This window comes from Gordonia westfalica (genome assembly GCF_900105725.1).
Taxonomy (GTDB): Bacteria; Actinomycetota; Actinomycetes; order Mycobacteriales; family Mycobacteriaceae; genus Gordonia; species Gordonia westfalica.
This window is the reverse complement of the sequence record NZ_FNLM01000036.1, coordinates 1-23751: the sequence shown is the minus strand read 5'-3', so window position 1 is coordinate 23751 and position 23751 is coordinate 1. Positions and strand designations below refer to the sequence as shown.

General features: G+C 65.8%; 26 protein-coding genes, 1 tRNA gene and 1 pseudogene. 12 read left to right on the top strand and 16 right to left on the bottom strand.

What is annotated here, in order from left to right; all coding sequences use genetic code 11:
• Nucleotides 1–88 precede the first annotated feature (88 nt).
• The 4 genes from BLU62_RS26395 to BLU62_RS26380 all read left to right on the top strand — a co-directional run bounded on the left by BLU62_RS26395 (nt 89) and on the right by BLU62_RS26380 (nt 5483).
• Nucleotides 89–1342, top strand: coding sequence for a pyridoxal phosphate-dependent aminotransferase (locus tag BLU62_RS26395; RefSeq protein ID WP_074853364.1), 1254 nt, complete (start codon nt 89–91; stop codon nt 1340–1342).
• Between the two features lie 321 nt (nt 1343–1663).
• Nucleotides 1664–3445 carry an SDR family oxidoreductase gene (locus BLU62_RS26390; protein ID WP_074853359.1) on the top strand — a complete coding sequence of 594 codons (1782 nt, stop codon included), beginning with the start codon at nt 1664–1666 and terminating at the stop codon, nt 3443–3445.
• Nucleotides 3442–4347 carry a metal-dependent hydrolase gene (locus tag BLU62_RS26385; RefSeq protein WP_074853357.1) on the top strand — a complete coding sequence of 302 codons (906 nt, stop codon included), beginning with the start codon at nt 3442–3444 and terminating at the stop codon, nt 4345–4347. The genes BLU62_RS26390 and BLU62_RS26385 overlap by 4 nt, the downstream gene beginning before the upstream one ends.
• An 8-nt stretch (nt 4348–4355) precedes the next feature.
• Nucleotides 4356–5483 (top strand): PDR/VanB family oxidoreductase, encoded by a 1128-nt coding sequence (locus BLU62_RS26380; RefSeq protein WP_074853355.1) that lies wholly within the window; start codon nt 4356–4358, stop codon nt 5481–5483.
• Here the strand turns inward: BLU62_RS26380 and BLU62_RS26375 are convergent.
• On the bottom strand, nt 5445–7214 hold the full coding sequence (locus BLU62_RS26375; RefSeq protein WP_244278407.1) for an MFS transporter: 1770 nt from the start codon (nt 7212–7214) through the stop codon (nt 5445–5447). The genes BLU62_RS26380 and BLU62_RS26375 overlap by 39 nt on opposite strands.
• A gap of 110 nt (nt 7215–7324) precedes the next feature.
• Here BLU62_RS26375 and BLU62_RS26370 point away from each other — a divergent pair, with 110 nt between their 5' ends.
• Complete coding sequence (locus BLU62_RS26370; protein ID WP_074853354.1) at nt 7325–7915, top strand: TetR/AcrR family transcriptional regulator; 591 nt, start codon at nt 7325–7327, stop codon at nt 7913–7915.
• A gap of 2 nt (nt 7916–7917) precedes the next feature.
• On the opposite strand, the gene BLU62_RS26365 is transcribed toward BLU62_RS26370, so the two are convergent.
• From BLU62_RS26365 to BLU62_RS26350, 4 genes and pseudogenes are all read right to left on the bottom strand, one after another.
• Nucleotides 7918–9744, bottom strand: coding sequence for a hypothetical protein (locus BLU62_RS26365; RefSeq protein ID WP_244278406.1), 1827 nt, complete (start codon nt 9742–9744; stop codon nt 7918–7920).
• A 141-nt stretch (nt 9745–9885) separates the two neighbouring features.
• Nucleotides 9886–11323 (bottom strand): annotated as a pseudogene (locus BLU62_RS26360) (UDP-glucose dehydrogenase family protein).
• Between the two features lie 141 nt (nt 11324–11464).
• Complete coding sequence (gene dcd, locus BLU62_RS26355; protein ID WP_074853351.1) at nt 11465–12037, bottom strand: dCTP deaminase; 573 nt, start codon at nt 12035–12037, stop codon at nt 11465–11467.
• Between the two features lie 21 nt (nt 12038–12058).
• Complete coding sequence (locus BLU62_RS26350) at nt 12059–13558, bottom strand: HNH endonuclease (RefSeq protein ID WP_074853349.1); 1500 nt, start codon at nt 13556–13558, stop codon at nt 12059–12061.
• A gap of 158 nt (nt 13559–13716) precedes the next feature.
• Between BLU62_RS26350 and BLU62_RS26345 the strand changes: the two genes are divergently transcribed.
• Nucleotides 13717–13790, top strand: a tRNA-Gly gene (locus tag BLU62_RS26345).
• A gap of 262 nt (nt 13791–14052) precedes the next feature.
• On the opposite strand, the gene BLU62_RS26340 is transcribed toward BLU62_RS26345, so the two are convergent.
• From BLU62_RS26340 to BLU62_RS26330, 4 genes are read right to left on the bottom strand one after another with little or no spacing between them, the layout of a single operon-like run.
• Entirely contained in the window at nt 14053–14250 is a 198-nt protein-coding gene (locus tag BLU62_RS26340; RefSeq protein ID WP_074848010.1) for a hypothetical protein, read from the bottom strand.
• Nucleotides 14243–14374: a hypothetical protein gene (locus BLU62_RS34440; RefSeq protein WP_280141505.1), complete on the bottom strand. Its 132-nt coding sequence runs from the start codon at nt 14372–14374 to the stop codon at nt 14243–14245. Before BLU62_RS34440 ends, BLU62_RS26340 begins: the two co-directional genes overlap by 8 nt.
• Before the next feature lie 55 nt (nt 14375–14429).
• The gene (locus BLU62_RS26335) at nt 14430–14762 is read right to left on the bottom strand and encodes a hypothetical protein (RefSeq protein WP_074848012.1); all 333 of its coding nucleotides are present in this window, start codon (nt 14760–14762) and stop codon (nt 14430–14432) included.
• Nucleotides 14759–14941 carry a hypothetical protein gene (locus BLU62_RS26330; RefSeq protein WP_074848014.1) on the bottom strand — a complete coding sequence of 61 codons (183 nt, stop codon included), beginning with the start codon at nt 14939–14941 and terminating at the stop codon, nt 14759–14761. Before BLU62_RS26330 ends, BLU62_RS26335 begins: the two co-directional genes overlap by 4 nt.
• Nucleotides 14942–15819: 878 nt before the next feature.
• Here BLU62_RS26330 and BLU62_RS26325 point away from each other — a divergent pair.
• Nucleotides 15820–16047, top strand: coding sequence for a hypothetical protein (locus BLU62_RS26325; protein WP_074848029.1), 228 nt, complete (start codon nt 15820–15822; stop codon nt 16045–16047).
• A gap of 33 nt (nt 16048–16080) precedes the next feature.
• Here BLU62_RS26325 and BLU62_RS26320 read toward each other — a convergent pair whose 3' ends face one another.
• From BLU62_RS26320 to BLU62_RS26290, 7 genes are all read right to left on the bottom strand, one after another.
• Entirely contained in the window at nt 16081–16797 is a 717-nt protein-coding gene (locus BLU62_RS26320) for a hypothetical protein (protein WP_139180089.1), read from the bottom strand.
• Nucleotides 16798–17523: 726 nt separating this feature from the next.
• On the bottom strand, nt 17524–17820 hold the full coding sequence (locus tag BLU62_RS26310) for a hypothetical protein (RefSeq protein ID WP_074853345.1): 297 nt from the start codon (nt 17818–17820) through the stop codon (nt 17524–17526).
• A gap of 423 nt (nt 17821–18243) precedes the next feature.
• Nucleotides 18244–18444 carry a hypothetical protein gene (locus tag BLU62_RS26305; RefSeq protein WP_074853344.1) on the bottom strand — a complete coding sequence of 67 codons (201 nt, stop codon included), beginning with the start codon at nt 18442–18444 and terminating at the stop codon, nt 18244–18246.
• Between the two features lie 224 nt (nt 18445–18668).
• Nucleotides 18669–19136, bottom strand: a complete 468-nt coding sequence (locus BLU62_RS26300; RefSeq protein ID WP_074853342.1) for a hypothetical protein — start codon at nt 19134–19136, stop codon at nt 18669–18671.
• Nucleotides 19137–19204: 68 nt separating this feature from the next.
• Nucleotides 19205–19927: a hypothetical protein gene (locus BLU62_RS26295; RefSeq protein ID WP_074853340.1), complete on the bottom strand. Its 723-nt coding sequence runs from the start codon at nt 19925–19927 to the stop codon at nt 19205–19207.
• A gap of 366 nt (nt 19928–20293) precedes the next feature.
• Nucleotides 20294–20473 carry a hypothetical protein gene (locus tag BLU62_RS32610; RefSeq protein ID WP_139180088.1) on the bottom strand — a complete coding sequence of 60 codons (180 nt, stop codon included), beginning with the start codon at nt 20471–20473 and terminating at the stop codon, nt 20294–20296.
• A 1-nt stretch (nt 20474) separates the two neighbouring features.
• Nucleotides 20475–20744, bottom strand: coding sequence for a hypothetical protein (locus BLU62_RS26290; RefSeq protein ID WP_139180087.1), 270 nt, complete (start codon nt 20742–20744; stop codon nt 20475–20477).
• A gap of 189 nt (nt 20745–20933) precedes the next feature.
• Here BLU62_RS26290 and BLU62_RS26285 point away from each other — a divergent pair, with 189 nt between their 5' ends.
• The 5 genes from BLU62_RS26285 to BLU62_RS26270 all read left to right on the top strand — a co-directional run bounded on the left by BLU62_RS26285 (nt 20934) and on the right by BLU62_RS26270 (nt 23637).
• Nucleotides 20934–21278, top strand: coding sequence for an LtfC-like domain-containing protein (locus BLU62_RS26285; RefSeq protein WP_074853336.1), 345 nt, complete (start codon nt 20934–20936; stop codon nt 21276–21278).
• Complete coding sequence (locus BLU62_RS34435) at nt 21271–21393, top strand: hypothetical protein (RefSeq protein WP_280141504.1); 123 nt, start codon at nt 21271–21273, stop codon at nt 21391–21393. Before BLU62_RS26285 ends, BLU62_RS34435 begins: the two co-directional genes overlap by 8 nt.
• 1 nt (nt 21394) lies before the next feature.
• On the top strand, nt 21395–21739 hold the full coding sequence (locus BLU62_RS26280; protein WP_074847993.1) for a phage tail fiber protein: 345 nt from the start codon (nt 21395–21397) through the stop codon (nt 21737–21739).
• A gap of 204 nt (nt 21740–21943) precedes the next feature.
• Entirely contained in the window at nt 21944–23053 is a 1110-nt protein-coding gene (locus tag BLU62_RS26275; RefSeq protein WP_074847995.1) for a hypothetical protein, read from the top strand.
• Between the two features lie 44 nt (nt 23054–23097).
• Nucleotides 23098–23637: a hypothetical protein gene (locus BLU62_RS26270; RefSeq protein ID WP_139180086.1), complete on the top strand. Its 540-nt coding sequence runs from the start codon at nt 23098–23100 to the stop codon at nt 23635–23637.
• Nucleotides 23638–23751 lie beyond the last annotated feature (114 nt).

The following is a 23751-nucleotide window of genomic DNA, read 5'->3' as shown; positions in this document are numbered from 1 at the left end:
ACGGTCGGAGCCCGTTTTTCGTGTGTCGGACGACTTCCGCACAGCACTGGCGGAAACCCGTTTGCGCCCGGCTGCCACAATTGGACCCGTGAGTAGGCCCCATGTGTCGCATCTGAACCAGAACCTCAAGCCGCTCGAGCAGTCGCTCAAGCTGCAGAACGTGTGCTACGAGATCCGCGGACCCGTACACGCGCACGCGCAGCGGCTCGAGGCGGAGGGCCACCGCATCCTCAAGCTGAACATCGGCAACCCGGCGCTGTTCGGGTTCGAGGCCCCCGACGTGATCATGCGCGACATGATCCACGCGCTGCCGTACTCGCAGGGGTACTCCGAGTCCGCGGGTGTGCTGTCCGCCCGACGCTCGGTGGTGACGCGATACGAGCTCATCCCCGACTTCCCGTACTTCGACGTCGACGACGTCATCCTGGGCAACGGCGTCTCCGAGCTCATCACGATGACGATGCAGGCGTTGCTGAACGACGGTGACGAGGTCCTGATCCCGGCCCCCGACTACCCGCTGTGGACGGCCATGACCTCGCTGTCCGGCGGACGTCCCGTGCACTACCGCTGCGACGAGGACAACGGCTGGAATCCCGACATCGCCGACATCGCGTCGAAGATCACCGATCGCACCAAGGCGATCGTCATCATCAACCCCAACAATCCGACGGGCGCGGTCTACTCACGCGAGGTCCTGCAGCAACTCGTCGAACTCGCGCGGCAGCACTCGCTGCTGATCCTCGCCGACGAGATCTACGACAAGATCATCTACGACGAGGCCGAGCACGTGAACGTCGCGTCGTTGGCGCCGGATCTGTTGTGCCTCACCTTCAACGGCCTGTCGAAGGCCTACCGGGTGTGCGGCTACCGCGCCGGCTGGGTCGTGATGACCGGACCCAAGGATCACGCCAAGGGATTCATCGAGGGCATGGGCATCCTGGCGTCGACGCGCCTGTGTGCGAACGTGCCCGGCCAGCACGCGATCCAGGTGGCCCTCGGCGGTTACCAGTCCATCGAGGCGCTCGTCTCCCCCGGCGGCCGCCTCTACGAGCAGCGGAACGTCACCTGGGAGAAGCTCAACGAGATCCCCGGCGTCAGCTGCGTGAAGCCCAAGGGCGCGCTCTACGCGTTCCCGCGCCTCGACCCCGAGGTACACGAGATCCACAACGACGAGCTGTTCGTCCAGGACCTCCTGCTGCAGGAGAAGATCCTCGTCGTGCAGGGCACCGGCTTCAACCTCGACGACACCAACCACTTCCGCATCGTCACGCTGCCGTGGTCGCGGGACCTCAAGGAAGCCGTCGAACGGATCGGCAACTTCTTGTCGTCGTACCGGCAGTAGTTCACGCCACCACCTCGCTCCCTCCACCTGGCTCCCTGAGGAGGCCCGGAGCTTACGGAGCGTGCGTCCACCTCGCTCCCTGAGGAGGCCCGGAGCTTGCGGAGCGTGCGTCCACCTCGCTCCCTGAGGAGGCCCGGAGCTTGCGGAGGGCCGTCACGAAGGGCCCGGGTCTCACCGACCCGGGCCTTTTGTGCTTTCTGCTGCGTTTCGGCACGCGTACCCGGGGAATCCGCACTGAGACGGGTTCACGCGAGGGTCTAGACATTTATGTAACCGTTGGTAACGTGTATCTCCATCGAGGTCTACGACGAGGTGGCACGAATGTCCGAAGAGGCAATACAGGTTCGACCCGACTGGCGACGGGGGACGGTGACCGCTGACGGCGTCACGCTGGCCACCTTCGAACTCGGCGACCCGGCCGATCCGACGGTCCTGTTGGTTCACGGCTGGCCCGACACCCACCATCTCTGGACGCACATCGCGCCCCGACTGGCCGAGAAGTACCACGTGGTGGCCTACGACTGCCGCGGCTTCGGCGAGAGCGACCGTCCGCGCGAGGTCCGGGCGTACCGGCTGACCGAACTCGCCGACGATCTCTTCGCGGTCGCCGAAGCGGTGAGTCCCGACGCTCCCGTGCACGTGGTCGGTCACGACTGGGGTTCGGTCCAGGCGTGGGAGGCCGTGAGCAGGCCGCGGTCGCACACCCGCATCGCGTCCTTCGTCTCGGTGTCCGGACCCAATCTCGATCACCTCGGCCGGCTGCTGCACGACGGCGTGACCCGCCCGACGCCGCGGCGCGTGCGAACCATTGCGACACAGTCGCTCTCATCGGCCTACACGGGACTGTTCCAGCTCCCGGTGCTGCCGAACGCCTTGCTGACCGCACTCGGGAGTCCGCGGGCGTGGAAGCAGTTCCTGCGCAGAGTCGAGGGCACCCCGCCGGAGAACGTCGTCGTCGCGGACACCCTGCGTCGCGACATGATCACCGGACTCGCGTTGTACCGCGCCAACATTCGCCAGAAACTGCTACGTCCGGAGCCACGTTCGACCGTGGTGCCGGTATTGCAGGTGGTCAACGAACGCGACATCGCGCTGCGTCCGGCGATCTACGAGAACACCCCGGCATACGTGGCCAAGCTGTGGCGGCGCGACACCCCGACGGGACACTGGCTGCCGTACACCCACCCCGGATATCTGACCGAGACGGTTCTGGACTTCCTTGCCGCGCAGACCGAGAGCGAGGTCCCACCGACGGTCGAACGGTCGCGGGTGTTCGCCGAGCCGAAGCCGCTGGCCGGGAAGCTGGTGGTGATCACCGGCGCGGGCAGCGGTATCGGGCGGGAGACCGCACTACTGCTCGCCGAGCGCGGCTGCGAACTCGTGCTCGCCGACCGAAACCTGGAGACGGCGGCCGAGACCGCGCAGGCCTGCAAGATCGCCGGCGCCCTGGCGCACGACTATCTCCTCGACGTGTCCGACACCGACGCGTTCGCCGCGTTCGCCGGGACGGTCCGCGAGAAGCACGGCGTCCCCGACGTCGTGATCAACAACGCGGGAATCGGTTTGGCCGGAGGCGCTCTCGCCGCGACCGACGAGCAGGTCGATCGCCTGCTCGACGTCAACCTGCGCGGCGTCATCACGGGAAGCCGCGAGTTCGGCCGGCAGATGGTCGAGCGCGGCGTGGGCGGGCACATCGTCAACATCGCGTCGGCCGCCGCATTCACACCGTCGCGCAGCCTCGGGTTGTACTCGGCGTCGAAGGCCGGCGTCCTGTTGTTCTCGGAGTCGTTGCGTGCCGAGCTCGCCGAACACCGCATCGGCGTGAGCGCCATCTGCCCGGGCATCGTCGACACCAACATCGTGTCGTCGACGCCGATCGCCGGACTCGACGCCGATACCGAACAGACACAACGGGATCGGCTGGACCGCTTCTATCAGCGTCGCGGATTCACCCCCGATCGGGTGGCGACCGAGATCGTCTCGGCCATCGAACACAACAAGGCCGTCGTCCCGGTGACCCCCGAGGCGCAGGTCGGCTATCGCATCTACCGTTTCGCGCCGTGGCTGTCCCGGATCGGCGCCCGACAGAAGGTCACCGGATGAGCACCGTCGAACGCCCGCGGCCCGATCTGACCGAGCAGGCCGATCCCGGCCCCGTCGAACTACACGCCCGCAACGTGACATTCGACTGGGATTCCGTTCCCCTGCACTGGATTCCCGGCCATCCAGTGGCGTCGAACTTCGTCAGCGTGCTCAACCTGCTCCTCCCGGAGGGCGAACGCTGGTTCGTGCAGACCTACAACGAGGCGCTGCCGATGGTCGCCGACGAGGAACTCGCCTCGCGGATGCGTGGCTTCATCGGCCAGGAGGCCATGCACGCCGAGGCGCACGACCACGTCCTGTGGGAGTTCCTCGACCACCACGGCATCGATCCCCGCCCGTACCAGCTGCAGATGGAATGGATCTTCCGCAGGGTGCTCGGGCCGGCGACGAGCGGTTCGCCCGAAGCCCGGCACAAGCACCTCATCGAACGGCTCTGGCTCATCGCTGCCCTCGAGCACTACACCGCGGTGCTCGGCGACTTCGCGTTGAACAACAACTGGATCAAGGCCGGTGCGCATCCGACGATGGCCGATCTGTTCATGTGGCACGGCGCCGAGGAGGTGGAGCACCGCGCGGTCGCACACGACGTCGCGGCCTACTTCGGGGACAGCTACCTTCGACGGGGACGCGCGATGCTCGCAGTCCTACCGATACTGTTGTTCCTGGTGCAGCGCGGCTACCGGTTCATCATGAAGCAGGACGAGTCGGTGTCGTACAACTACTTCCAGAAGAAGTGGCAGTTCCACCGCGGCGTGCGAGCCAACGTGCTGCCTCCACTGCGCAGCATCGTCTTCTCCACGTTCAGCTACTTCCGTCCCGGATTCCGTCCGGAACAGATCGGCAGCACCGCGCAGGCCGTCGCATATCTCGCCAGCTCCCCGGCTGCGCGCAACGCCGCGTGAGGGCCGCGATGAACCAACGCGCACATCCGCATTCGACGAGCCTCACCCAACCGCCTCCGCATCTCTACGGGCGGTGGCGCCGTGATCCGATCCTCACGGTGGGGACCGCATTCATGCGCGTATGGTGGCCTGCGTGGCGACCGCTGTCCCCGTTGCGGCCCACCCCGGCCAACGCCGGGATCACGCAGGTACGCATCGTGAAGCGCGAGGTCGTCGCACATGACGAGAACGTGATCGCCCTGACGCTGGCCGCTGCCGAGGGCGGGGTGCTGCCGTCCTGGCATGCCGGCGCCCACATCGACATGCTGCTGCCTTCCGGGCGGATGCGGGAGTACTCGTTGTGCGGCGACACCGCCGACCGCGAGCACTACCGCATCGCGATACGTCGCATCCCGGACGGCGGAGGCGGTTCCATCGAGGTCCATGACGCCCTGAACGTCGGCGACGTGGTGTCGATCAAGGGACCGCGCAACGCTTTTCCGTTGGCCGTCCCCGGCCACGGCTCCCCCGCCCGCCGGCTTCGCTTCATCGCCGCGGGAATCGGCATCACGCCGATCCTGCCGATGCTGGCCGTCGCCGAGCGCTTCGGCCTGGACTGGTCGATGATCTACACCGGCCGCTCGGCCGACTCCATCCCGTTCCTCGACGAGGTGGCGAGGTTCGGCGACCGCATCACGATTCGCACCGACGACCGGCACGGACTCCCGACCATGCCGGAGTTGGTCGGTCCGGTCCCCGGGTCCGACGCCGACCTCGCCGTGTACTGCTGCGGACCGGTCCCGATGCTGGAGAACCTCCGCCGCCATCTGGCCGACCGCGCGGACATCGAGTTGCACTACGAGCGCTTCAGCCCGCCGCCGGTCGAGAACGGCTCGCCGTTCACGGTCACGCTGGCGTCCACGGGCGAGGAGATCCCGGTGGCCGCCGACGAGTCGGCACTCGCCGCGATCCGGCGGGTGATGCCCTCGGTCCCCTACTCCTGTCAGCAGGGTTTCTGCGGCACATGCAAGGTCAGGACGTTGTCCGGCGACATCGATCACCGGGACAACATCCTGACCGAGCCCGAACGCGAGGCCGGGACCATTCTGACCTGCGTGTCACGCAGTGCCGGCGGGAACCTCACGCTCGACCTGTGAGGTGTCCCCGGCTCCAGTGCTTGCCGCCCCCTGAGGAGCATCCGGAGCTTGCGGAGGATGCGTCCCCACTGCCCCCTGAGGAGCATCCGGAGCTTGCGGAGGATGCGTCTCGACTGCCCCCTGAGGAGCATCCGGAGCTTGCGGAGGATGCGTCTCGACTGCCCCCTGAGGAGCATCCGGAGCTTGCGGAGGATGCGTCTCGAAGGGCACCGCGTGCCGTCCGGCGACCGTGCCGCGCAGCAGGAACGCCGCTGTCACACCGGCTGCAGCAGTGATCGCCACCGCGGCCCACACCGCGTTGTGCAGACCGTCCATGAACACCTGCTGGACCGCGGCCCGGACCGGGTCGCTCATCTCGGCGGGTACCCGGCCGGCCACTTCGACACCGGCCATCACCGACTGTTCCGCGGTCGCGACGACCTCACGCGGTAAACCACTGCCCGACAGCCGATCCCCGATGCCGGCGACGTAGGCCGAGGTCAGGATCGAGCCGAGCACCGCGACCCCGAGGGTGCCGCCGATCTCGCGGGTGGTGTCGTTGACGGCGCTGCCGGCACCGGCCTGTTCCGGCCGCAGCGCATCCATGATGAGCTGCGTGCACGGGCCCGAGATGAATGCCAGGCCGGCGGCCATCAGCGACATCGACCACACGATGAGCTCCCAGTAACCCGAAGCGCGCGAGGAGATCTCGACGAGTGCGAAGCCTCCCGACATCAGGAAGGCGCCGGCCACGGCGACGAAGCGGGGCCCGAACCGGTGCGACAGCGCCATCGCCACCGGCGACAGCGCCGCCATCACCACGGCGAACGGCAGGGTTCGCACGCCGGCGGCGAGCGGGCCGTATCCCTTGACCGCCTGGAAGAACTGGGTGATCAGGAAGATGAACCCGAACAGCGCGAAGAACGCCACGCTGATCATCCCGGCCGCGGTGGCGAAGTGCCGGTTGGCGAACAACCGCACGTCCAGGATCGGATGGGCGATACGCAGCTGCGTCACCACGAACACGGACAGGATCGTCAGTGCCGCAATGATTCCGAGCACCGTCCGGACCTCACCCCAGCCGACGTGCGGCGCCTCGATCAGCGTGTATGTCAGCAGCCCCAGGCCGGCGACGGACAGGCCCACACCGATGGAGTCGAATCGTGGCACCGCCAGTGGTCGGGTGCCGGGCACGACGGCGAGGATCACGATCAACGCGGCGAGACCGAACGGGACGTTGACCCAGAACACCGAGGTCCACGAGAAGTGTTCGAGAAGCCAACCGCCCAGCACCGGACCGATGGCGACGGCGATACCGGAGACCGCCGCCCAGATACCGACGGCCATCGCCCGCTCCTTGGCGTCGACGAAGATCGTCGTGATGATGGCCAGTGTCGCCGGGAACACCAGGGCGGCAAAGAGTCCCAGTCCTCCTCTGGAAGCGATGAGCTGGCCGAGGTTCTGCGACGACGCCGCGAGGACCGACACCGCCATGAACCCGGCGATACCGGTCAGGAGCATGCGCCGGTGGCCGAATCGGTCGCCCAGGTAGCCGCCGGTCAGGAGCAGTCCGGCGAACACGAGCGTGTAGGCGTCGACGATCCATTGCAGCCCGGAGATCCCGGCGTCGAGGTCGCGGGCCAGCGTCGGCAGGGCGACGTTGACGATCGTGTTGTCGATCATGACCAGCAGTTCGGCAAAGCTGAGGGCGCCGAGCGCCCACCAGCGTGAGCCCATACGTCCTGTACGCATCGGCATTCTCCTGTTCCGTGAGCGAGATGAGGTTCAGATATAGAACGTCGTCACACTGTTGTAGAACAACGTTCTATTCAAGAAGAACACCGTGCTAGTAGATTGTCAATATGTCCACCGCGAAGCCGCGCACCCGAACGTCAGCCGCCGAAGTCCGGTCCGCCCTCCTGCGCGCCGGTCGCGAGATCCTCGAGCGGGACGGCGAGGCCGGGTTGACCGTGCGAGCGGTGGCGGCCGAGGCGAAGGTCGCGCCGATGGGCGTCTACAACCACTTCGACGGGCGCGACGGACTCCTGGATGCACTGGTCACCGATGGTTTCGTCGAATTCGCACGCGCAGTCGGAGCCACCGACGACGACCCGGTCGACCGGTTGCAGAACTCAGGTCGCGGCTACCGCGAGTTCGCCGTGTCGAACCCTGTCCTCTACGGCCTGATGTTCTCCAGTCGCTGCACAGCGGATCTCGAGGTGGCGGCGCACGCGTTCGACGTACTCGTCGACGTCATCCGGTACGGGCAGGTCGCCGGTGTCGTGATGGCCGGCGATCCGGCCGATCTCGCCATGCAGGCCTGGTCGGCGGTTCACGGCGCAGTCGGCCTGGAACTCGCCGGCACGCATCCACCACAGGTCGACGGCGCGGACAACTACGAGAGGGTGCTGGCGTTCGTCGCGCGGGGCTTGGCGCCGCGCCCCGCCGGCTGATTTCACGGGAGGACGATCGGCGGGAGTCCGGGGATCGGGTTCGGGATCGTCACACCGCGCTGCGGACGCGGTGCGCGGGAACGCGGTCGCGGCGAGGGCGCGGGCTCGTTCGTCGCCACGGGTGGCGGCGGTGAGGTGTAGCGCTGCGCAGGCTGACGCGCCTCCGCGAAGATGGCCGGATCGGCGTACTCCTGGCTCGTCGGCGCCGTCGTGGTGGGCGTGGTGGGCGTCGCGACGGGCGCCTGCGAGGAGCCGTTGCCGCCCGCAGCCAGCGCGACCGCGACACCGACGATGGCAAGCGCGCACAGCAGCGCCAGCCCTGTCAGTACCCGCTTCGCGGGGACCTTGCCTCGTCGACGCGCCGGCGCGGGAGGGATAGGATTGACCAGCGAATACGGTTCCGGCGCAGGGAAAATGCCGGGCTGTGGCCCGATCGGAGCCGGACCGACGCCAGGGTGACCGATCCCGTTCTGCGGCATCGCATGCTCGACGGGGTGGGAGGCAACCGGCGCTTGAACGGGCGTGGGTTGTTGAAATACCGTGGGCTGTTGAAATGCCGTGGGCTGTTGAGACGGCAGAGCACCGACGCCCGGGACCTGCGGAGCGGTGAACAACGCGTCGGCCGCGGCGGAGGCCGTGAGGGCGCCGAAAGCCGTTGCGGGAGCAGGCGATACCGGCTGCGAGAGCTGTTCGGGAGACATCTTCTCGACACCGATGGCCGGGAAATCCCCTGAGCGGCCCGGACTTCCGGCCGGAGGATCGACCGGGATCGAGAAGCCGCCGGTCGGGGCATCGGGAGCGATGTCACCAGCCTCGGGCGCTTCCGGGACCGGCGGCGCCGTCACCTCATCGGCGACCGGATCCGGCGTCGTGTCGGTGCCGGATTCTGTCGCGGCCTCGGTGACAGCCTCAGTAACAGCCTCGACGGTGACCTCGACCTCGGGTTCGGGATCGGGGCGCCCGGGCTCCGGCGCAGGCTCGGCGCACCCGGCGACAGGCTCGTCGGAGTTCTCGGCCGCCACGGCGGCGTCCGCGTCCAACTGCACCTCGTCTCGATTGTCGTCCACAGCTTCCGGTTCGGTCAGGTCTGTGCTGTCAATGGTGTCTGCAGGGTGAGTGTCTGGGGGTCGAGTGTCTGCGGGGTGTCCGCTGGCGCGGGGGTCTGTGTCGTCGGCGGGGTCCGGCGGGACATCGCCTCCGCCCGTGACCTCGGGACCGTCTCCCGCCGTAGTCGGCGTGAGTGATTCCGGAGGAGGGCTGATCGGCCCCGCCGATACGGAGGCGGCCAACGGCCCGGGCACGGCGTCGATGATCGGCACCGTCACGGCTCTCGCGATCCCGTCGCGCAAGCCCGGCCACACCCCGAGTCCGTCGGCGACGACGACAGCGTGCGCCTGTGCTCCGGCGACCGCCGCGCATGCCAGTTCCTCACTGCGTGCCGTGAGAGCGCCACCAGCCTCCTCGACGTCGCGCCGCGCCATCCGGAACAGCCGAATGTGTTGCCGTCCCATCAGGAACGTGCCGTCGGAGTCCTGCAGCCTTTCGCGTCCGCGTGCGATGAGCTCGAACAGTTCGTTCTGCCAGTCCGGTGAAGTCGGTGACTCGACGCGTCCGATCCTGGTCAGGTGGTCGGCGATGGCATGGTCGAGTGCACCCAGCGACAGCGTCACGTCGGAGTATGTGTCGGCGACGGTGCCGCGCGAGGTGTCGAAACGCCCGACGGACACGCATCCGTTTCCGTCGAGACCGAGCAGGACCACCTGGGGATCGTCGTCCAGTCCCCGCCGGCGCAGCTTGGCCCGCACGTCGTCGAGCACGGCTGGGTTCACCGGGACCCCTGCAGATGCAGAGGCCGGCCCCGTAGCCGAATCGAACACCGTGTCGGTCATCTGATCAATTCCTGCACTTGTGTGCACCTCGCCCAACACGCCCCCCACGGCGAGAAGGTGCCCCCCGGTCAATCGCGGGGTTCAACCTAACACGTCAACGCGCAGGGCCGCTTTCGACGACAGCCCGTTCACCTGCGTGAACGAACTTCTTGTCCCGATTCTTCGGTGCAGCCACGGGACCGCCCAGGGCGCGGTAATCCCACCCCGCCGCACGCCAGGCCTGCGCGTCGAGGCAGCGTCGGGCGTCGACGATGCGCTTGTGCCGCACCACCGGCGAGAGCTCGTCGGGCGACATGTGGACGAACTCCGCCCATTCGGTTGTGATGACGACGACATCCGCGCGGTCGCAGGCCTCACGTGCCGACGCCGCGTAGCCGAGGGACGGCTGCAATCGGCGCGAGTTCTCCATGGCCTGGGGGTCGAAGACCGTGACAGACGCCCCGTCGAGGGCGAGTCGGCTCGCGACGGCGAGCGCCGGGGAGTCCCGGACGTCGTCGCTCTCGGGTTTGAAGGCGGCGCCGAGGACGGCGACGTTGCGCCCCAACACCTCTCCCCCGATCGTTTCGGCGACGAGTTCCGCAGCGGCACTGCGTCGACGCATGTTGATGGCGTCGACCTCGCGCAAGAACCCGACGGCCCGTGGTGCGCCCATCTCGTCGGCGCGTGCCGTCAGCGCCCGGATGTCCTTGGGGAGGCAGCCGCCGCCGAAACCCAGCCCTGCGTTGAGGAAGCGTCGGCCGATCCTGGGATCGTGACCCATGGCGTCGGCGAGGGTGCCGATGTCGGCGCCGGCGATCTCACATAGTTCGCTCATCGCGTTGATGAACGAGATCTTGGTCGCCAGAAACGCATTGGCGGATACCTTGACGAGCTCTGCGGTGGCCCAGTCGGTCTCGATGAGCGGGACTCCGGTCTCGAGGACCTCGCGATAGATGTCCCGGATGACCTCCCCGGCCAGGGTTTCCGTCCGCGGCGCCTGCGGGTCGTCGACGAGTCGCCCGGTGCCGAGGACGAGACGGTCGGGCGCGAGGCTGTCCTCGACGGCGAAGCCCTCCCGCAGGAACTCCGGGCTCCACGCCAGCTCGATGTCGGCGCCCGGCGCGGTGAGGTACGAGATCCGTTGCGACAGTTCCTCACACGTGCCGACGGGAACGGTGGATTTGCCGATCAGAACGTGCTTGCCTCGCAGCGTCGGCACGAGCGTCTCGACGGCAGTGTGGACGTGGGACAGGTCGGCGCGGTGTCCACGGGCTTCCTGGGGTGTGCCGACGCCGATGAAGTGGACCGATCCGTGGTCGGCGGCCGCCAGTGGATCGGTGGTGAATCGGAGGCGTCCGGCGTCGAGGTTGCGGCGGAGGATGTCGGAGAGCCCGGGTTCGAAGAACGGGACATCACCGTCCTGTAGGCGTTCGATCTTCCGGGGGTCGACGTCGATGCCGACGACGTCGTGCCCGAGTTCGGCCATGCAGGCCGCGTGCGTCGCGCCGAGGTATCCGCATCCGATAACCGTGAGCTTCATACCGCAACGGTTACGCCGACGGTGAGCCACGAACCGACCGTGGAGTTGCGTGTGGCGGTCGGTCGGGTGAACTCCTCAGTCAGCCGTCGCCGGTTGAGTAGGCGAGGAGCGTGCGATGAGCGGTATCGAAAACTGGCGCGGTCAGTCGTTCTTGAGGAAGTTCAGGTAGGCCTTCGACGGGGTGGGTCCGCGCTGCCCCTGGTACTTCGAACCAACCTTCTCGCTGCCGTAGGGATGTTCGGCCGGGCTGCTGAGCCGGATGAGGCACAGCTGGCCGATCTTCATGCCCGGCCACAGCGTGATCGGCAGGTTGGCCACGTTGGAGAGTTCCAGCGTGATGTGGCCGGAGAAGCCGGGGTCGATGAAGCCGGCCGTCGAGTGTGTCAGGAGACCGAGGCGGCCGAGTGAGGACTTTCCTTCGAGGCGTCCGGCGAGGTCGTCGGGCAGGCTGCACACCTCGAGGGTGGAGCCCAGCACGAATTCACCCGGGTGCAGCACGAAAGGCTCACCCTCGGTGGGTTCGACGAGGGTGGTGAGTTCGTCTTGGCGTTGGGCCGGGTCGATGTGGGTGTACCGGGTGTTGTTGAACACGCGGAACAGACTGTCGAGCCGGACGTCGACGCTGGAGGGCTGGACGAGCGCAGGATCGAATGGATCGATGGCGAGGCGCCCGTCAGCGATCTCGGAGCGGATGTCGCGGTCGGAGAGCAGCACGGTGTCGAGGTTATCGAATGGTCAGGGTGGATCTGCGCCGGTATCCGTCCGCCCGGACGATTCGGCTCCCCCGTGGCCACCCGACCGGCGTCGTCGGGCGTCGGCTCGCATGCGGTTGAGGACCTCGTCGGTGCGGTTGGCGTGATTGACCTTCGGGGTCTGATCCGGGTGCGACGTCGGTGGGCGCCAGACGACGCGACCTGCGTCGACCCCATCGGTGGCGATCGTGGTGGCCCACTGGTCGTCGCCGGGGCCGACCGCACGGTTGTGCGGTCCGCATGCGGTGGTCATGTTGTCGATGTCGGTGGGGCCGTCGTCGGCTGTCCATTCGGCCACGTGGTGCAGTTCGGAGTCGAAGGACGACCGCGTGCAGCGAGGACACGTGCAGCCACCATCGCGACCCACCGCGGCGATCCGCTGGGCCCGGGATGCCAGGCGCTTGGCTCGTCCGAGGTAGAGGACCTCGCTGGTGTGGTCGCGGAACACCTCGAGGTACTGCTGCGACTCTGCGGCGAGTTCGACGGCGTCCTTGATCGGAAGCAGGGTGCCCGTTGCGGTGCGCGCGGGAGCCCCGGCCCGCTCGCGGAGGGCCGATTCGGTGATCGTGACGATGAGGTGTGGTGGCAGCCCGTGGTGGGAACCGCCGAGCGCGCCGCTGTCGAGCGCGTACCGGAGCAACGCGGAGAAGGCGTCGTGGTTGCGTTTCGCGGCCGACCGGTTGTCGCGTTCGGCAGCGGCCGCGAGGGCATCGGGATCAGCACTGCCGGGGTCTCCGACGGGTGACTCCGGGTCGTCGGGGTTGTTCATGCCCGGCGCTGCCCACACCGCCAGTACGACGTCGAGCATCGCCCGGGTCTTCGGGTCGAGATCGGCGGTCAGCTTGGACATCAGCTGTGCGTCCTGCGGACCGAGGCGCATGCCGCGCATTCGGGCGCGATCGCGGTCGTCGGTCAGTGTCCCGTCGGGGTCGAGGTGGGCGAGGATGCGTGTGCCGAGCTGGCGCAGCGAGGACGGGTCGTAGTCGCTCGCGTAGTGGGCAAGCGTCGCCTCGGCGGCTTCGCGGTCGGCCGGGTCCACGGCGACCGGGATCTTCTTCATCACCTCGACGATGACGTCGACGTTCCTCCCCGAGATCTCGCCTTCGGCAACACCTTTGGCGGTCTCCGGGAATCGCGGCTCGAGCACCTCGCCCTGCATGTCGGGGAACTTGCCGATCGCCCACACGCGGTTCAGCAGCCGATTGGCCTCCCCGCTGCGGTTGAGCACGCTGGTGACGAAGTTGGTGACGGTCTGACTGCCGGCTTTCCGGTATGCGGAGCGTTCGTCGATATCGATGATGTGGGCGGCGAACGACGTGAGCATGCGACGCTCGGCGCGTTCGTGCTCCATCGCGACCTTGAGCAGGTCTGTATCGGAACAGTCCGTGGACGCCGTCTCACTGATCTCGTCCAGCAGCGCGTGTAGACGCTCGTACTGGTCGAGAAGAAGTGGTTGTGATGCAGATGGCTCGCCTAAAGCCATGATTAAACCCCCGTCATCATGGCTTTACTCGAAACTATGTTCGAGTGTACGTGCGTCCTCGCAGGTGCGCAACCCCATCCGGGAAGATTTTTCGCGCCGCTCGCGAAGACCCGGACGCCGGTTTGCTAGGCTTTCGATCGCGAGCCCAGCGCTCGCACGCCGATGTAGTTCAATGGCAGAACATCAGCTTCCCAAGCTGAATACGCGGGTTCGATTCCCGTCATCGGCTCCAGGTCAGAGGGCATTTTCACTCCGACGCTTACGTTTAGACTTACGTGTATCTCGCAAAGTGAGGTCCAGTCCCCTCCGTCGCGAGTCTTCCAAACTAGCTACGCGGGTTCGATTCCCGTCACCCGCTCCAGGTCAGAGACCACACAGGCTCTCGACTACAGCCACGGTTACAGCCAAGGCATTCAAGTACAGCCATCCAGCACCACGCTGGGTGGCTGTACTTGTACATACACGTCGATGGAGAGCGGCATGAGCCTTCGTAATCAGTCGATGTGCTCCAGCGCGGTGTCGGCGAACCACCACCCGTCGCCGAACAACTCCCGCGCCCATGCCGTGGCGTGAGTGAACTCCACCCGGTGCAGTAGGTCGGGCACGCGTTCCTGGGCGATGATCTTCCCAGCCGCCTCGGCGTTCCCTAGTGAGGTCACCCGCACGCGGTCCCCTACCTTGAACTCAGGCATCGGTCCAGTCCTGTCGTACGAGCTTGCTGGGATCGTTGGGTACATACTCGCCAACCGTTTCGGGATGGCTGGTGGAGTTGGTGACGTAGAGGATGGGCCAGTCGGTTCCAGGTACGAAGTCCACGATTCGCCCAGTGTGGTCACCGACAACAGTCCGCACACGATCCCCTACCTTGAACTCAAGCATCGTTCCCCGCCCTCGCCTGTTCCAACCGCCATTCGTGTACGCAGATCATTGCGCCGGTGTGGAGATAGCCCGTGTTGCGGGCGTCGGCGTACACCTGCGCCTCAGCTTGGGCAGGGAACAGCTCCGCATTCAACGGGCAGTCGCGGCCAGACAGGACGTTGACGGAGAACTCGCGAGCCTCCCAGGTCCGATCGCCGTGGTCGGCGACACGAACCTCTGAGAAGGTGTCGGCGGGGTGGGCTTCACGCCGGTGTGCCGGGCGGAAGTTGCGGCATCCCTGCCCGGGAACCACGAGACACTCGTCCTTGAGCTCAGGCGCGCTCACGGCTCGACCTCACCAGAGGTGATGTACACGTCTCCGTCATGGAGGACGACACTCTCGGCTTCGCCGTAGTAGTAGCCGCCCGTAGGTTCAGACCACACGCCCATCTGCGCCCAGTCGATACAGGCGGTGGCATCCTGGGGCATCTGCTGCAGCTTGGCGATCAGTTCGGCTACGGTCATTCTCCTATTGTCCCAGGTTGTGGCCTATTTCTCCGGTGACACACCCACCCTTGCCGGGCAAGCCATTAAGATCCCCACATGGGTCAACTCACAGGCAACACCCGGCAATTCGGAACGTGCGCGTGTGGATCGCAGATCATCAGCCGCGAGGAGCGAACTCAGGTACGCGCTCGGCCCACAGTCTGGGGCCGCGCAGAGTGTCAGTCACCTCCGCTGACCTGCGGAGTGCGCAACGGTGGCAGGGAAAGTCAATGGCTGAGCGCACTCGCGAATGGTCCGGTGCCCACGCTATTCAAGGACATCCAGGAGGGTGACTTTGTGTTTGCCAAGGGCCGCTGGCGGCAGGTCACATCACGTACTGTCACAGAGCTCACCCTTGGCCTCGATCAGGTATCACTGAGTGAGTTGGTGGACGTGAATGCGGAGCGGGAGATTCTGCGTCCGTCCTGAACCAGTCCGTCCAGTCCGCACTTTGATCCGACTTTGGGGACACCAACAGACTGGCGTCTCCCCCAAAGTCCTCCACCAGTCGCCGGCATTCGGGGCAGTCCGGATCGTAGGGTGGTCGGTAGATGCGGATGCGTGGAGTCATGAGCCTTGGACGCAGCCGCGGGGTGGCGGGGTTCCCCTCAACGCAAAGAAAACGCCCCACCCTCACGAAGAGGATGGGGCGTTCAAGGTTGTCCAAGTTCAGAGCGGGTGTCGCATCATGACGCTCTGCGATCGGGTTCCCAGTGTTTCCTATCAGTGGCCGGCGCATCGCGCTCCGACGATCAGTGTGTGTTCCTGAACCTCACCCGCTCTGAACTTGTGAGATAACAGTAGCATCGACTTCTGTTGCAGCGCAACACATTTCACGAAACCCGTATGATCACCTGGTGACCGATCGGGACGTACTACGCGCCGCAGCCGAAGCCATACGCGCACAGATGCGCCGCCAGCAAGCCGAAATGACACAAGCCACCGACGGCGGATGGACACCACCCGACCCCGACCTACTCGCACTCGCCGTCGAATGCGACGACGTGGTCTACTCCCAGCGCGCCGAGGCCCCGGACCTCACCGACCGGCTCGCCGCGGTACTCGGCGACGCCTGGGAGCCGTGACAGCGGTGTCCCGATTCCGGTTATGGGCGGGGGTCAGCCCCGACCGACGATCATGTACTGGCCTGTGGTGAAAGTGCTGACGACCTCCACCCACTCCCACTGATCGGTGAGCACGAGGGTCGGCACACCGTCGATGCCGATCGGCGCGGACACGGTGACCGCGTTGGCTGAGGCGTCGATCTTCTTGATAGTGAAGCGATACCCAGCCGATCCGGTGTTCGGCAGTGAGATCGTGAACGCTCCACCACTGGCATCGCACATGTTGAACGGCGCGGTGTTGGTGGTGATGTTGTAGGTACCGGATCGATTGCCGAGCCCGGTACGGAATCCGCCTGTGAGAGCGACCGCCCCCGAGGTCGTGATCGGATACGCACCACCAGCAGTGCGAAGTCCAAGGCTGGACAGGACGGTGCCGAGGTCGTCTGTTGCGGACGGCTTCGTGCCGAGCGCGGACGTGCCGAAGAATCCCACCTCGGCCATCGACTTCGCCCCGGTGATCGTCTGGTCGGTATCGAGCGTGACGCCTGCTGCGCCACCGGATTCGACTTCGGCCCAGTCGGTGCCGTCCCATCGCTGCAACTGGTCGTCGCCCTGGTCGTACTCGACGCCACCTATGCGGGCCGCACCAGTCACGTCGAGGGACACCAGGGCGCGAGTTCCAACGAGATCGCCGGGGCCGTGGACGGTGACCGAGCCCGGCTTGTACTCGCCGCTGCGGATTCGACTTCGGCCCAGTCGGTGCCGTCCCATCGCTGCAACTGGTCGTCGCCCTGGTCGTACTCGACGCCACCTATGCGGGCCGCACAGTCACTCGAGGGACACCAGGGCGCGAGTTCCAACGAGATCGCCGGGCCGTGGACGTGACCGAGCCGCTTGTACTCGCCGCTGCGTTGACATCGCGGCGTGTACGCGTAGGACGTCCGCTTCTCCGAATATCTCGATGGTCCCTGGTGAGGTCCACGATCACGTCTGACGCGAGGCTCGACACCTCCACGCCTTGGCTGTGTGTGAATCTCGGGTCGATGATGCGTGTACCAGTGCTGCGCAGCGCGCGAGAACACCGTTGTTGGTGCCGTAGTAGCGCGGTCGTAGAATGCGATACCGTAGTCGCCCGCGTAGGTGGTGTTGCCGTGTGACCAGCCCGACGAGTCGCCGCCGACCACGGTGTCATCGACCGAGTAGATGTCGCGTGACCGCAGTCCGTGGGTCTGGTAGGACACCCCAGCGGGCGGTACGACCGGCACGACCGCGACCCACACCGCGCCGACGCCACGTAGTTGGCGACGTGTCGTGTCCCGTAGGCGACGCTACGGGTGAACTCGCCATCGACGCAGTGAGTCATGCGCCCGATGTACCCGTGCCTGATCCTGTCTGGAATGGGTTTCGCCCTCGATGTCGATGGTTCGCGGGCGCAGGCACTTGTTGAAGTTGACGATGTGGTTCTCCACCCTCGGCGCGCACGTTCTCCACTCGGGGTCACGCAGGCGTAGAAGTAGAACAGGTGACCGCCTGAGGTCTCGATGTCCCGGTGTACATGCCGTCGGGGTTGGTGTCGATGATGAGTCCGATGTTCTTGACGACCGGACGGACCGGGGTCGAGATGCGTTGCAGCGTGGGGACCACGGAGAAGTTGGCCTGGTACTGGTGGCTGAGGGGGATGCGGAGGCGCACGGTTCCTGTGGACGGCGTGATCGACTGCACGATGTTGACCTCGCCGCGTCCGACCCACGAGGCGTTCGCGCCAGTGTCCCACCGGCGACGGGTATCGGTCACGGACGATGACCAGGTCGTCGGTTGAGAACCCGTTCGATCCTGAGAAAGGGTTCGTGATTACCTCGGTAGCTCCACGGGCGAACCCGAGCTGCTGAGATCAACCTCAGGGCCGACGGTGGACGACCACGAGATAAAGGGCTGGCCACCGACAGGTCGCCGGAGTCCATCGTTTTCGTCACAACCCGTGCGCCATTGAAGTCGAGCGTGAGTGACTTACGGTGATCGACAAGGGGTCGAGCGGTAGGTCTTGGTGGCATCGAAGACGATCGTCGAACCGTCAGGCACGGCAGCGATGAGATCAGTCAACGCGGCGGTGTCATTAGTGCCACTCCCGAGTTGGCATCACCCCCGGCCCAGTCACCCACGAGACCGTGCTCGCCGACGAAGAACACGCCCCCACGCGCGGAGCATAAGTTTCCTCAGCTACCTCTTGTGTGAGGAAGCCTGTGGTGCCTGCTGCGACACGGGCATCGACCGCGGCACGGGAGGCAGACCCTCGGCGGTGATCTTCGATGCCACCGCCGAATCCGGTACCGCACCTGCCGTCACGTCCTCCAGGATTTGGGCTGCCTCATCACGGGCCGTGCGGGTCTCGTCCCGCAGGGTGGCGACAGCGTTCACCACGGCTGGGGTGTAGGCGTCGGGTCGTAGTCCTCGATCAACTCCTGCAGCGTGTGCGAACCTTCTGTCAGGACAACCGAATACCACTTCGACCGGTAATCCTTCGCCCGAAGATCGCCTTCTGCACCTGGTACGGACCCTCAGGGAGCAACCCGAGTCGTAGAAACCAGGGGCGGACGGGTGCGTGGGCGGGTTGATGGGGATGACGGTGGGCGCCGAGTACACGGTCACCCAGCGTTGTTGCGGTCCACCGGCACCCGAATCCACAGTTTCGAATCCCGCGGCGGGAACCCCCATCGGGGAGCTGATACACACCAGTCAAACGTCCGGACATGAACTTCCTTTCGAACAGGAGGGGGGGTACCGCAGACGGGCGCCTTATGCGGGGTGATGTTGATCCAGCAGCCAGACACTGACTGAGGTCCGCCATTCGAGGCATGCCACATGGTGAGTTGGTCGCCTGCGGCGACGGTCAACGACACTGTGCCGGTGAGTCCGACGCTGCCGACGTCGACACCGTTGCGTTGGATTTTGATGTTGCCGTTACCAGTCGCCGACCAGGTGAGGGTGACGTTCCCGGCGCCCTTCACGACGAGCGCATTGTTGGTGACCGTCGCCGGATAGGTGGGGTCAGAGGTGAACCCGGTCACCTGCACATACGGGAGGAACGAGTTCGATACTGACCCGTTCTGCATGCGTTGACGGGTGAACGTGACGAGGGTGGCGGTCGCGGCACTCGATGTTGCAGCACTGTTGGTGCCGGTCAGGGTGTGGCGGGTCGGGATGTGGCTGTGCCAGTGACAGTCACAGTGTTGGCGGCGGCGAGCTGGGGGCGCAGGTCTGCGGTGTCGGCGACATTAATGGTTTGCAGTGCCGCCAGCGTGTAGCGTGCCCGCGCCGTACCGGTTTGGTCGGCAGCCACCGTTTGAGAAGCGGCTAACGGTACGCGTAGGCCACCCAGTTCGGTGGCCTGCCCCACGGTGGTGGTTTGGGTGGCGGAGATGGTGTGTCGTACCCTCACCACCGCCACAGACGTCACCTCGAACGTTTGGGAGGCATCCGCATTCACCGATCCCACCGATGGCACTGACGATGCTGTCGGCGCCACCACCATGTCTTGTGCTGCATCCAGCTCAATGCGTGGGCGGGTGACGACAGGTTGGGTGATGGTGATGTCTTGTGTGGCGGTCAGGGTGTAGAGAGTTGCCGTCGACGCTGCAGGGGTGACAGTGGTCGCTTGTGTAGCGTCGAGTGTGTAGCGGGCGCGGCCATCGCTGCTGGTGTCGGTGGTGATGGTGTTGGTTGCGGTCAGGGTGTAACGGGCACGCACCACACCCACACCAGCCACCACACCCGAACCGGTACCGGCTATGCCGACACCGAGTTTCCCGGACTGCCCCACCTGGACGGATTGCTCCGCATAGTCCACGCAGAGTCGGGCGTACACCACACCCGCAGCGGTGACGGTGATGGTGTTGCCGGACATCAACCGTTCTTTGGTGCGGGGCCGGCGGGTCCGATAGTGCGGGGCCGTCGGCAACCTCACCCAGTGTGCCGGGCTTCCGGTACCACCACCCGCGTGTGGGGTGCAGCAGGTAGCACCACACCCACCCGCGGAACCGGTACCGCCGTAAACAGGTAGGGACGGTTGGGGACTGCCGTCACCACCCTGCCTGCCAGAACGATCATCTACGTGATGGTGATCGTGGGGGTGACGTCGATGGTGGCGTTCGCACTGACTGTGGTGGAGGGATGGACAGTTTGTCCAAATAGGTGCCGGAGGTTTGCGCCGAGTACACGCCGGCCGCGACGACGGTGGTGGCGGGCACGTTGATCGACACCTTCGACCCGGTCATGGAACCCGACGCCGGAGTCCCCCAGGTCGTCTGCTGGCGGGCATACGCGGGGTACCGCCCGACACCTCGGATGCGCCGGTGCTGCCGGGGTCGGCGGTGTGCAGGGAAATCCACGTTCCCTGCGCTGCATACGCATTGAGCAGGGCGGTTTTCATCGCGTTGGTGGCGAGTGCCATGTCATTCTCCTAGGTTGTAGTTGATGTCGAGGTGGAGGGTTTGTTCGGCGGTGAGGTCGACGTGTTCCCGCCCGTGATCGTCGATCCAATGTCGGGTGCCGTTGTCGTCGGTCCACTCAGACACGGCGGACTGCTTTCCCGTAGTAGAGGGGATATTCCTGGGTGGGGTTTCGGGCATCGACACCGTGAGCAGGAAGTGGGTGGCCCGCCCGATGATGGGGGCCAGCGTTTCCTGTTGCACCACATAGTCGATGGAGGGTGGTTCCACCACGCCGGGGATGGAGATGATGGGGTGGTGGCGTTCCGGACGGGGTCGCCTTCGAAAAAGTAGAGGGTCGATGCTGCACCGACCGGCCACGATGTGATGTTGCCGGAGGTGGCGTCGATGGGGTCGAGGGAGAAAACCAGGTCACTGTTCTGGTAGGGGGGCTCCGCGGTCGATCCATGGTGTCTCGACTGCGTGAGCTACCGATGCCGCGAACATCGCGGCGATCTCTACCAGAACAGTGACCTGGTTTTCTCCCTCGACCCCATCGACGCCACCTCCGGCAACATCACATCGTGGCCGGTCGGTGCAGCATCGACCCTCTACTTTTTCGAAGGCGACCCCGTCCGGAACGCCACCACCCCCATCATCTCCATCCCCGGCGTGGTGGAACCACCCTCCATCGACTATGTGGTGCAACAGGAAACGCTGGCCCCCATCATCGGGCGGGCCACCCACTTCCTGCTCACGGTGTCGATGCCCGAAACCCCCACCCAGGAATATCCCCTCTACTACGGGAAAGCAGTCCGCCGTGTCTGAGTGGACCGACGACAACGGCACCCGACATTGGATCGACGATCACGGGCGGGAACACGTCGACCTCACCGCCGAACAAACCCTCCACCTCGACATCAACTACAACCTAGGAGAATGACATGGCACTCGCCACCAACGCGATGAAAACCGCCCTGCTCAATGCGTATGCAGCGCAGGGAACGTGGATTTCCCTGCACACCGCCGACCCCGGCAGCACCGGCGCATCCGAGGTGTCGGGCGGTACCCCCGCGTATGCCCGCCAGCAGACGACCTGGGGGACTCCGGCGTCGGGTTCCATGACCGGGTCGAAGGTGTCGATCAACGTGCCCGCCACCACCGTCGTCGCGGCCGGCGTGTACTCGGCGCAAACCTCCGGCACCTATTTGGACAAACTGTCCATCCCCTCCACCACAGTCAGTGCGAACGCCACCATCGACGTCACCCCCACGATCACCATCACGTAGATGATCGTTCTGGCAGGCAGGGTGGTGACGGCAGTCCCCAACCGTCCCTACCTGTTTACGGCGGTACCGGTTCCGCGGGTGGGTGTGGTGCTACCTGCTGCACCCCACACGCGGGTGGTGGTACCGGAAGCCCGGCACACTGGGGTGAGGTTGCCGACGGCCCCGCACTATCGGACCCGCCGGCCCCGCACCAAAGAACGGTTGATGTCCGGCAACACCATCACCGTCACCGCTGCGGGTGTGGTGTACGCCCGACTCTGCGTGGACTATGCGGAGCAATCCGTCCAGGTGGGGCAGTCCGGGAAACTCGGTGTCGGCATAGCCGGTACCGGTTCGGGTGTGGTGGCTGGTGTGGGTGTGGTGCGTGCCCGTTACACCCTGACCGCAACCAACACCATCACCACCGACACCAGCAGCGATGGCCGCGCCCGCTACACACTCGACGCTACACAAGCGACCACTGTCACCCCTGCAGCGTCGACGGCAACTCTCTACACCCTGACCGCCACACAAGACATCACCATCACCCAACCTGTCGTCACCCGCCCACGCATTGAGCTGGATGCAGCACAAGACATGGTGGTGGCGCCGACAGCATCGTCAGTGCCATCGGTGGGATCGGTGAATGCGGATGCCTCCCAAACGTTCGAGGTGACGTCTGTGGCGGTGGTGAGGGTACGACACACCATCTCCGCCACCCAAACCACCACCGTGGGGCAGGCCACCGAACTGGGTGGCCTACGCGTACCGTTAGCCGCTTCTCAAACGGTGGCTGCCGACCAAACCGGTACGGCGCGGGCACGCTACACGCTGGCGGCACTGCAAACCATTAATGTCGCCGACACCGCAGACCTGCGCCCCCAGCTCGCCGCCGCCAACACTGTGACTGTCACTGGCACAGCCACATCCCGACCCCGCCACACCCTGACCGGCACCAACAGTGCTGCAACATCGAGTGCCGCGACCGCCACCCTCGTCACGTTCACCCGTCAACGCATGCAGAACGGGTCAGTATCGAACTCGTTCCTCCCGTATGTGCAGGTGACCGGGTTCACCTCTGACCCCACCTATCCGGCGACGGTCACCAACAATGCGCTCGTCGTGAAGGGCGCCGGGAACGTCACCCTCACCTGGTCGGCGACTGGTAACGGCAACATCAAAATCCAACGCAACGGTGTCGACGTCGGCAGCGTCGGACTCACCGGCACAGTGTCGTTGACCGTCGCCGCAGGCGACCAACTCACCATGTGGCATGCCTCGAATGGCGGACCTCAGTCAGTGTCTGGCTGCTGGATCAACATCACCCCCGCATAAGGCGCCCGTCTGCGGTACCCCCCCTCCTGTTCGAAAGGAAGTTCATGTCCGGACGTTTGACTGGTGTGTATCAGCTCCCCGATGGGGGGTTCCCGCCGCGGGATTCGAAACTGTGGATTCGGGTGCCGGTGGACCGCAACAACGCTGGGGTGACCGTGTACTCGGCGCCCACCGTCATCCCCATCAACCCGCCCACGCACCCGTCCGCCCCTGGTTTCTACGACTCGGGGTTGCTCCCTGAGGGTCCGTACCAGGTGCAGAAGGCGATCTTCGGGGCGAAGGATTACCGGTCGAAGTGGTATTCGGTTGTCCTGACAGAAGGTTCGCACACGCTGCAGGAGTTGATCGAGGACTACGACCCCGACGCCTACACCCCAGCCGTGGTGAACGCTGTCGCCACCCTGCGGGACGAGACCCGCACGGCCCGTGATGAGGCAGCCCAAATCCTGGAGGACGTGACGGCAGGTGCGGTACCGGATTCGGCGGTGGCATCGAAGATCACCGCGAGGGGTCTGCCTCCCGTGCCGCGGTCGATGCCCGTGTCGCAGCAGGCACCACAGCTTCCTCACACAAGAGGTAGCTGAGGAAACTTATGCTCCGCGCGTGGGGGGCGTGTTCTTCGTCGGCGAGCACGGTCTCGTGGGTGACTGGGCGGGGGTGATGCCAACTCGGGGAGTGGCACTAATGACACCGCCGCG

What these genes read in the sequence shown, in the direction of transcription:
- BLU62_RS26280 (WP_074847993.1), top strand. Translation starts at nt 21,395, where the DNA reads ATGGCACTCGCCACCAACGCGATGAAAACCGCCCTGCTCAATGCGTAT.
- BLU62_RS26370 (WP_074853354.1), top strand. Translation starts at nt 7,325, where the DNA reads ATGTCCACCGCGAAGCCGCGCACCCGAACGTCAGCCGCCGAAGTCCGG.
- BLU62_RS26375 (WP_244278407.1), bottom strand. Translation starts at nt 7,214, where the DNA reads ATGCGTACAGGACGTATGGGCTCACGCTGGTGGGCGCTCGGCGCCCTC.
- BLU62_RS26300 (WP_074853342.1), bottom strand. Translation starts at nt 19,136, where the DNA reads ATGCAGAACGGGTCAGTATCGAACTCGTTCCTCCCGTATGTGCAGGTG.
- BLU62_RS26350 (WP_074853349.1), bottom strand. Translation starts at nt 13,558, where the DNA reads ATGGCTTTAGGCGAGCCATCTGCATCACAACCACTTCTTCTCGACCAG.
- BLU62_RS26390 (WP_074853359.1), top strand. Translation starts at nt 1,664, where the DNA reads ATGTCCGAAGAGGCAATACAGGTTCGACCCGACTGGCGACGGGGGACG.
- BLU62_RS26270 (WP_139180086.1), top strand. Translation starts at nt 23,098, where the DNA reads ATGTCCGGACGTTTGACTGGTGTGTATCAGCTCCCCGATGGGGGGTTC.
- BLU62_RS26380 (WP_074853355.1), top strand. Translation starts at nt 4,356, where the DNA reads ATGAACCAACGCGCACATCCGCATTCGACGAGCCTCACCCAACCGCCT.
- BLU62_RS26340 (WP_074848010.1), bottom strand. Translation starts at nt 14,250, where the DNA reads ATGCCTGAGTTCAAGGTAGGGGACCGCGTGCGGGTGACCTCACTAGGG.
- BLU62_RS32610 (WP_139180088.1), bottom strand. Translation starts at nt 20,473, where the DNA reads ATGGCACTCGCCACCAACGCGATGAAAACCGCCCTGCTCAATGCGTAT.
- BLU62_RS26330 (WP_074848014.1), bottom strand. Translation starts at nt 14,941, where the DNA reads ATGACCGTAGCCGAACTGATCGCCAAGCTGCAGCAGATGCCCCAGGAT.
- BLU62_RS26385 (WP_074853357.1), top strand. Translation starts at nt 3,442, where the DNA reads ATGAGCACCGTCGAACGCCCGCGGCCCGATCTGACCGAGCAGGCCGAT.
- BLU62_RS26320 (WP_139180089.1), bottom strand. Translation starts at nt 16,797, where the DNA reads ATGGGACGGCACCGACTGGGCCGAAGTCGAATCCGCAGCGGCGAGTAC.
- BLU62_RS26275 (WP_074847995.1), top strand. Translation starts at nt 21,944, where the DNA reads ATGTCCGGCAACACCATCACCGTCACCGCTGCGGGTGTGGTGTACGCC.
- BLU62_RS26295 (WP_074853340.1), bottom strand. Translation starts at nt 19,927, where the DNA reads ATGTCCGGCAACACCATCACCGTCACCGCTGCGGGTGTGGTGTACGCC.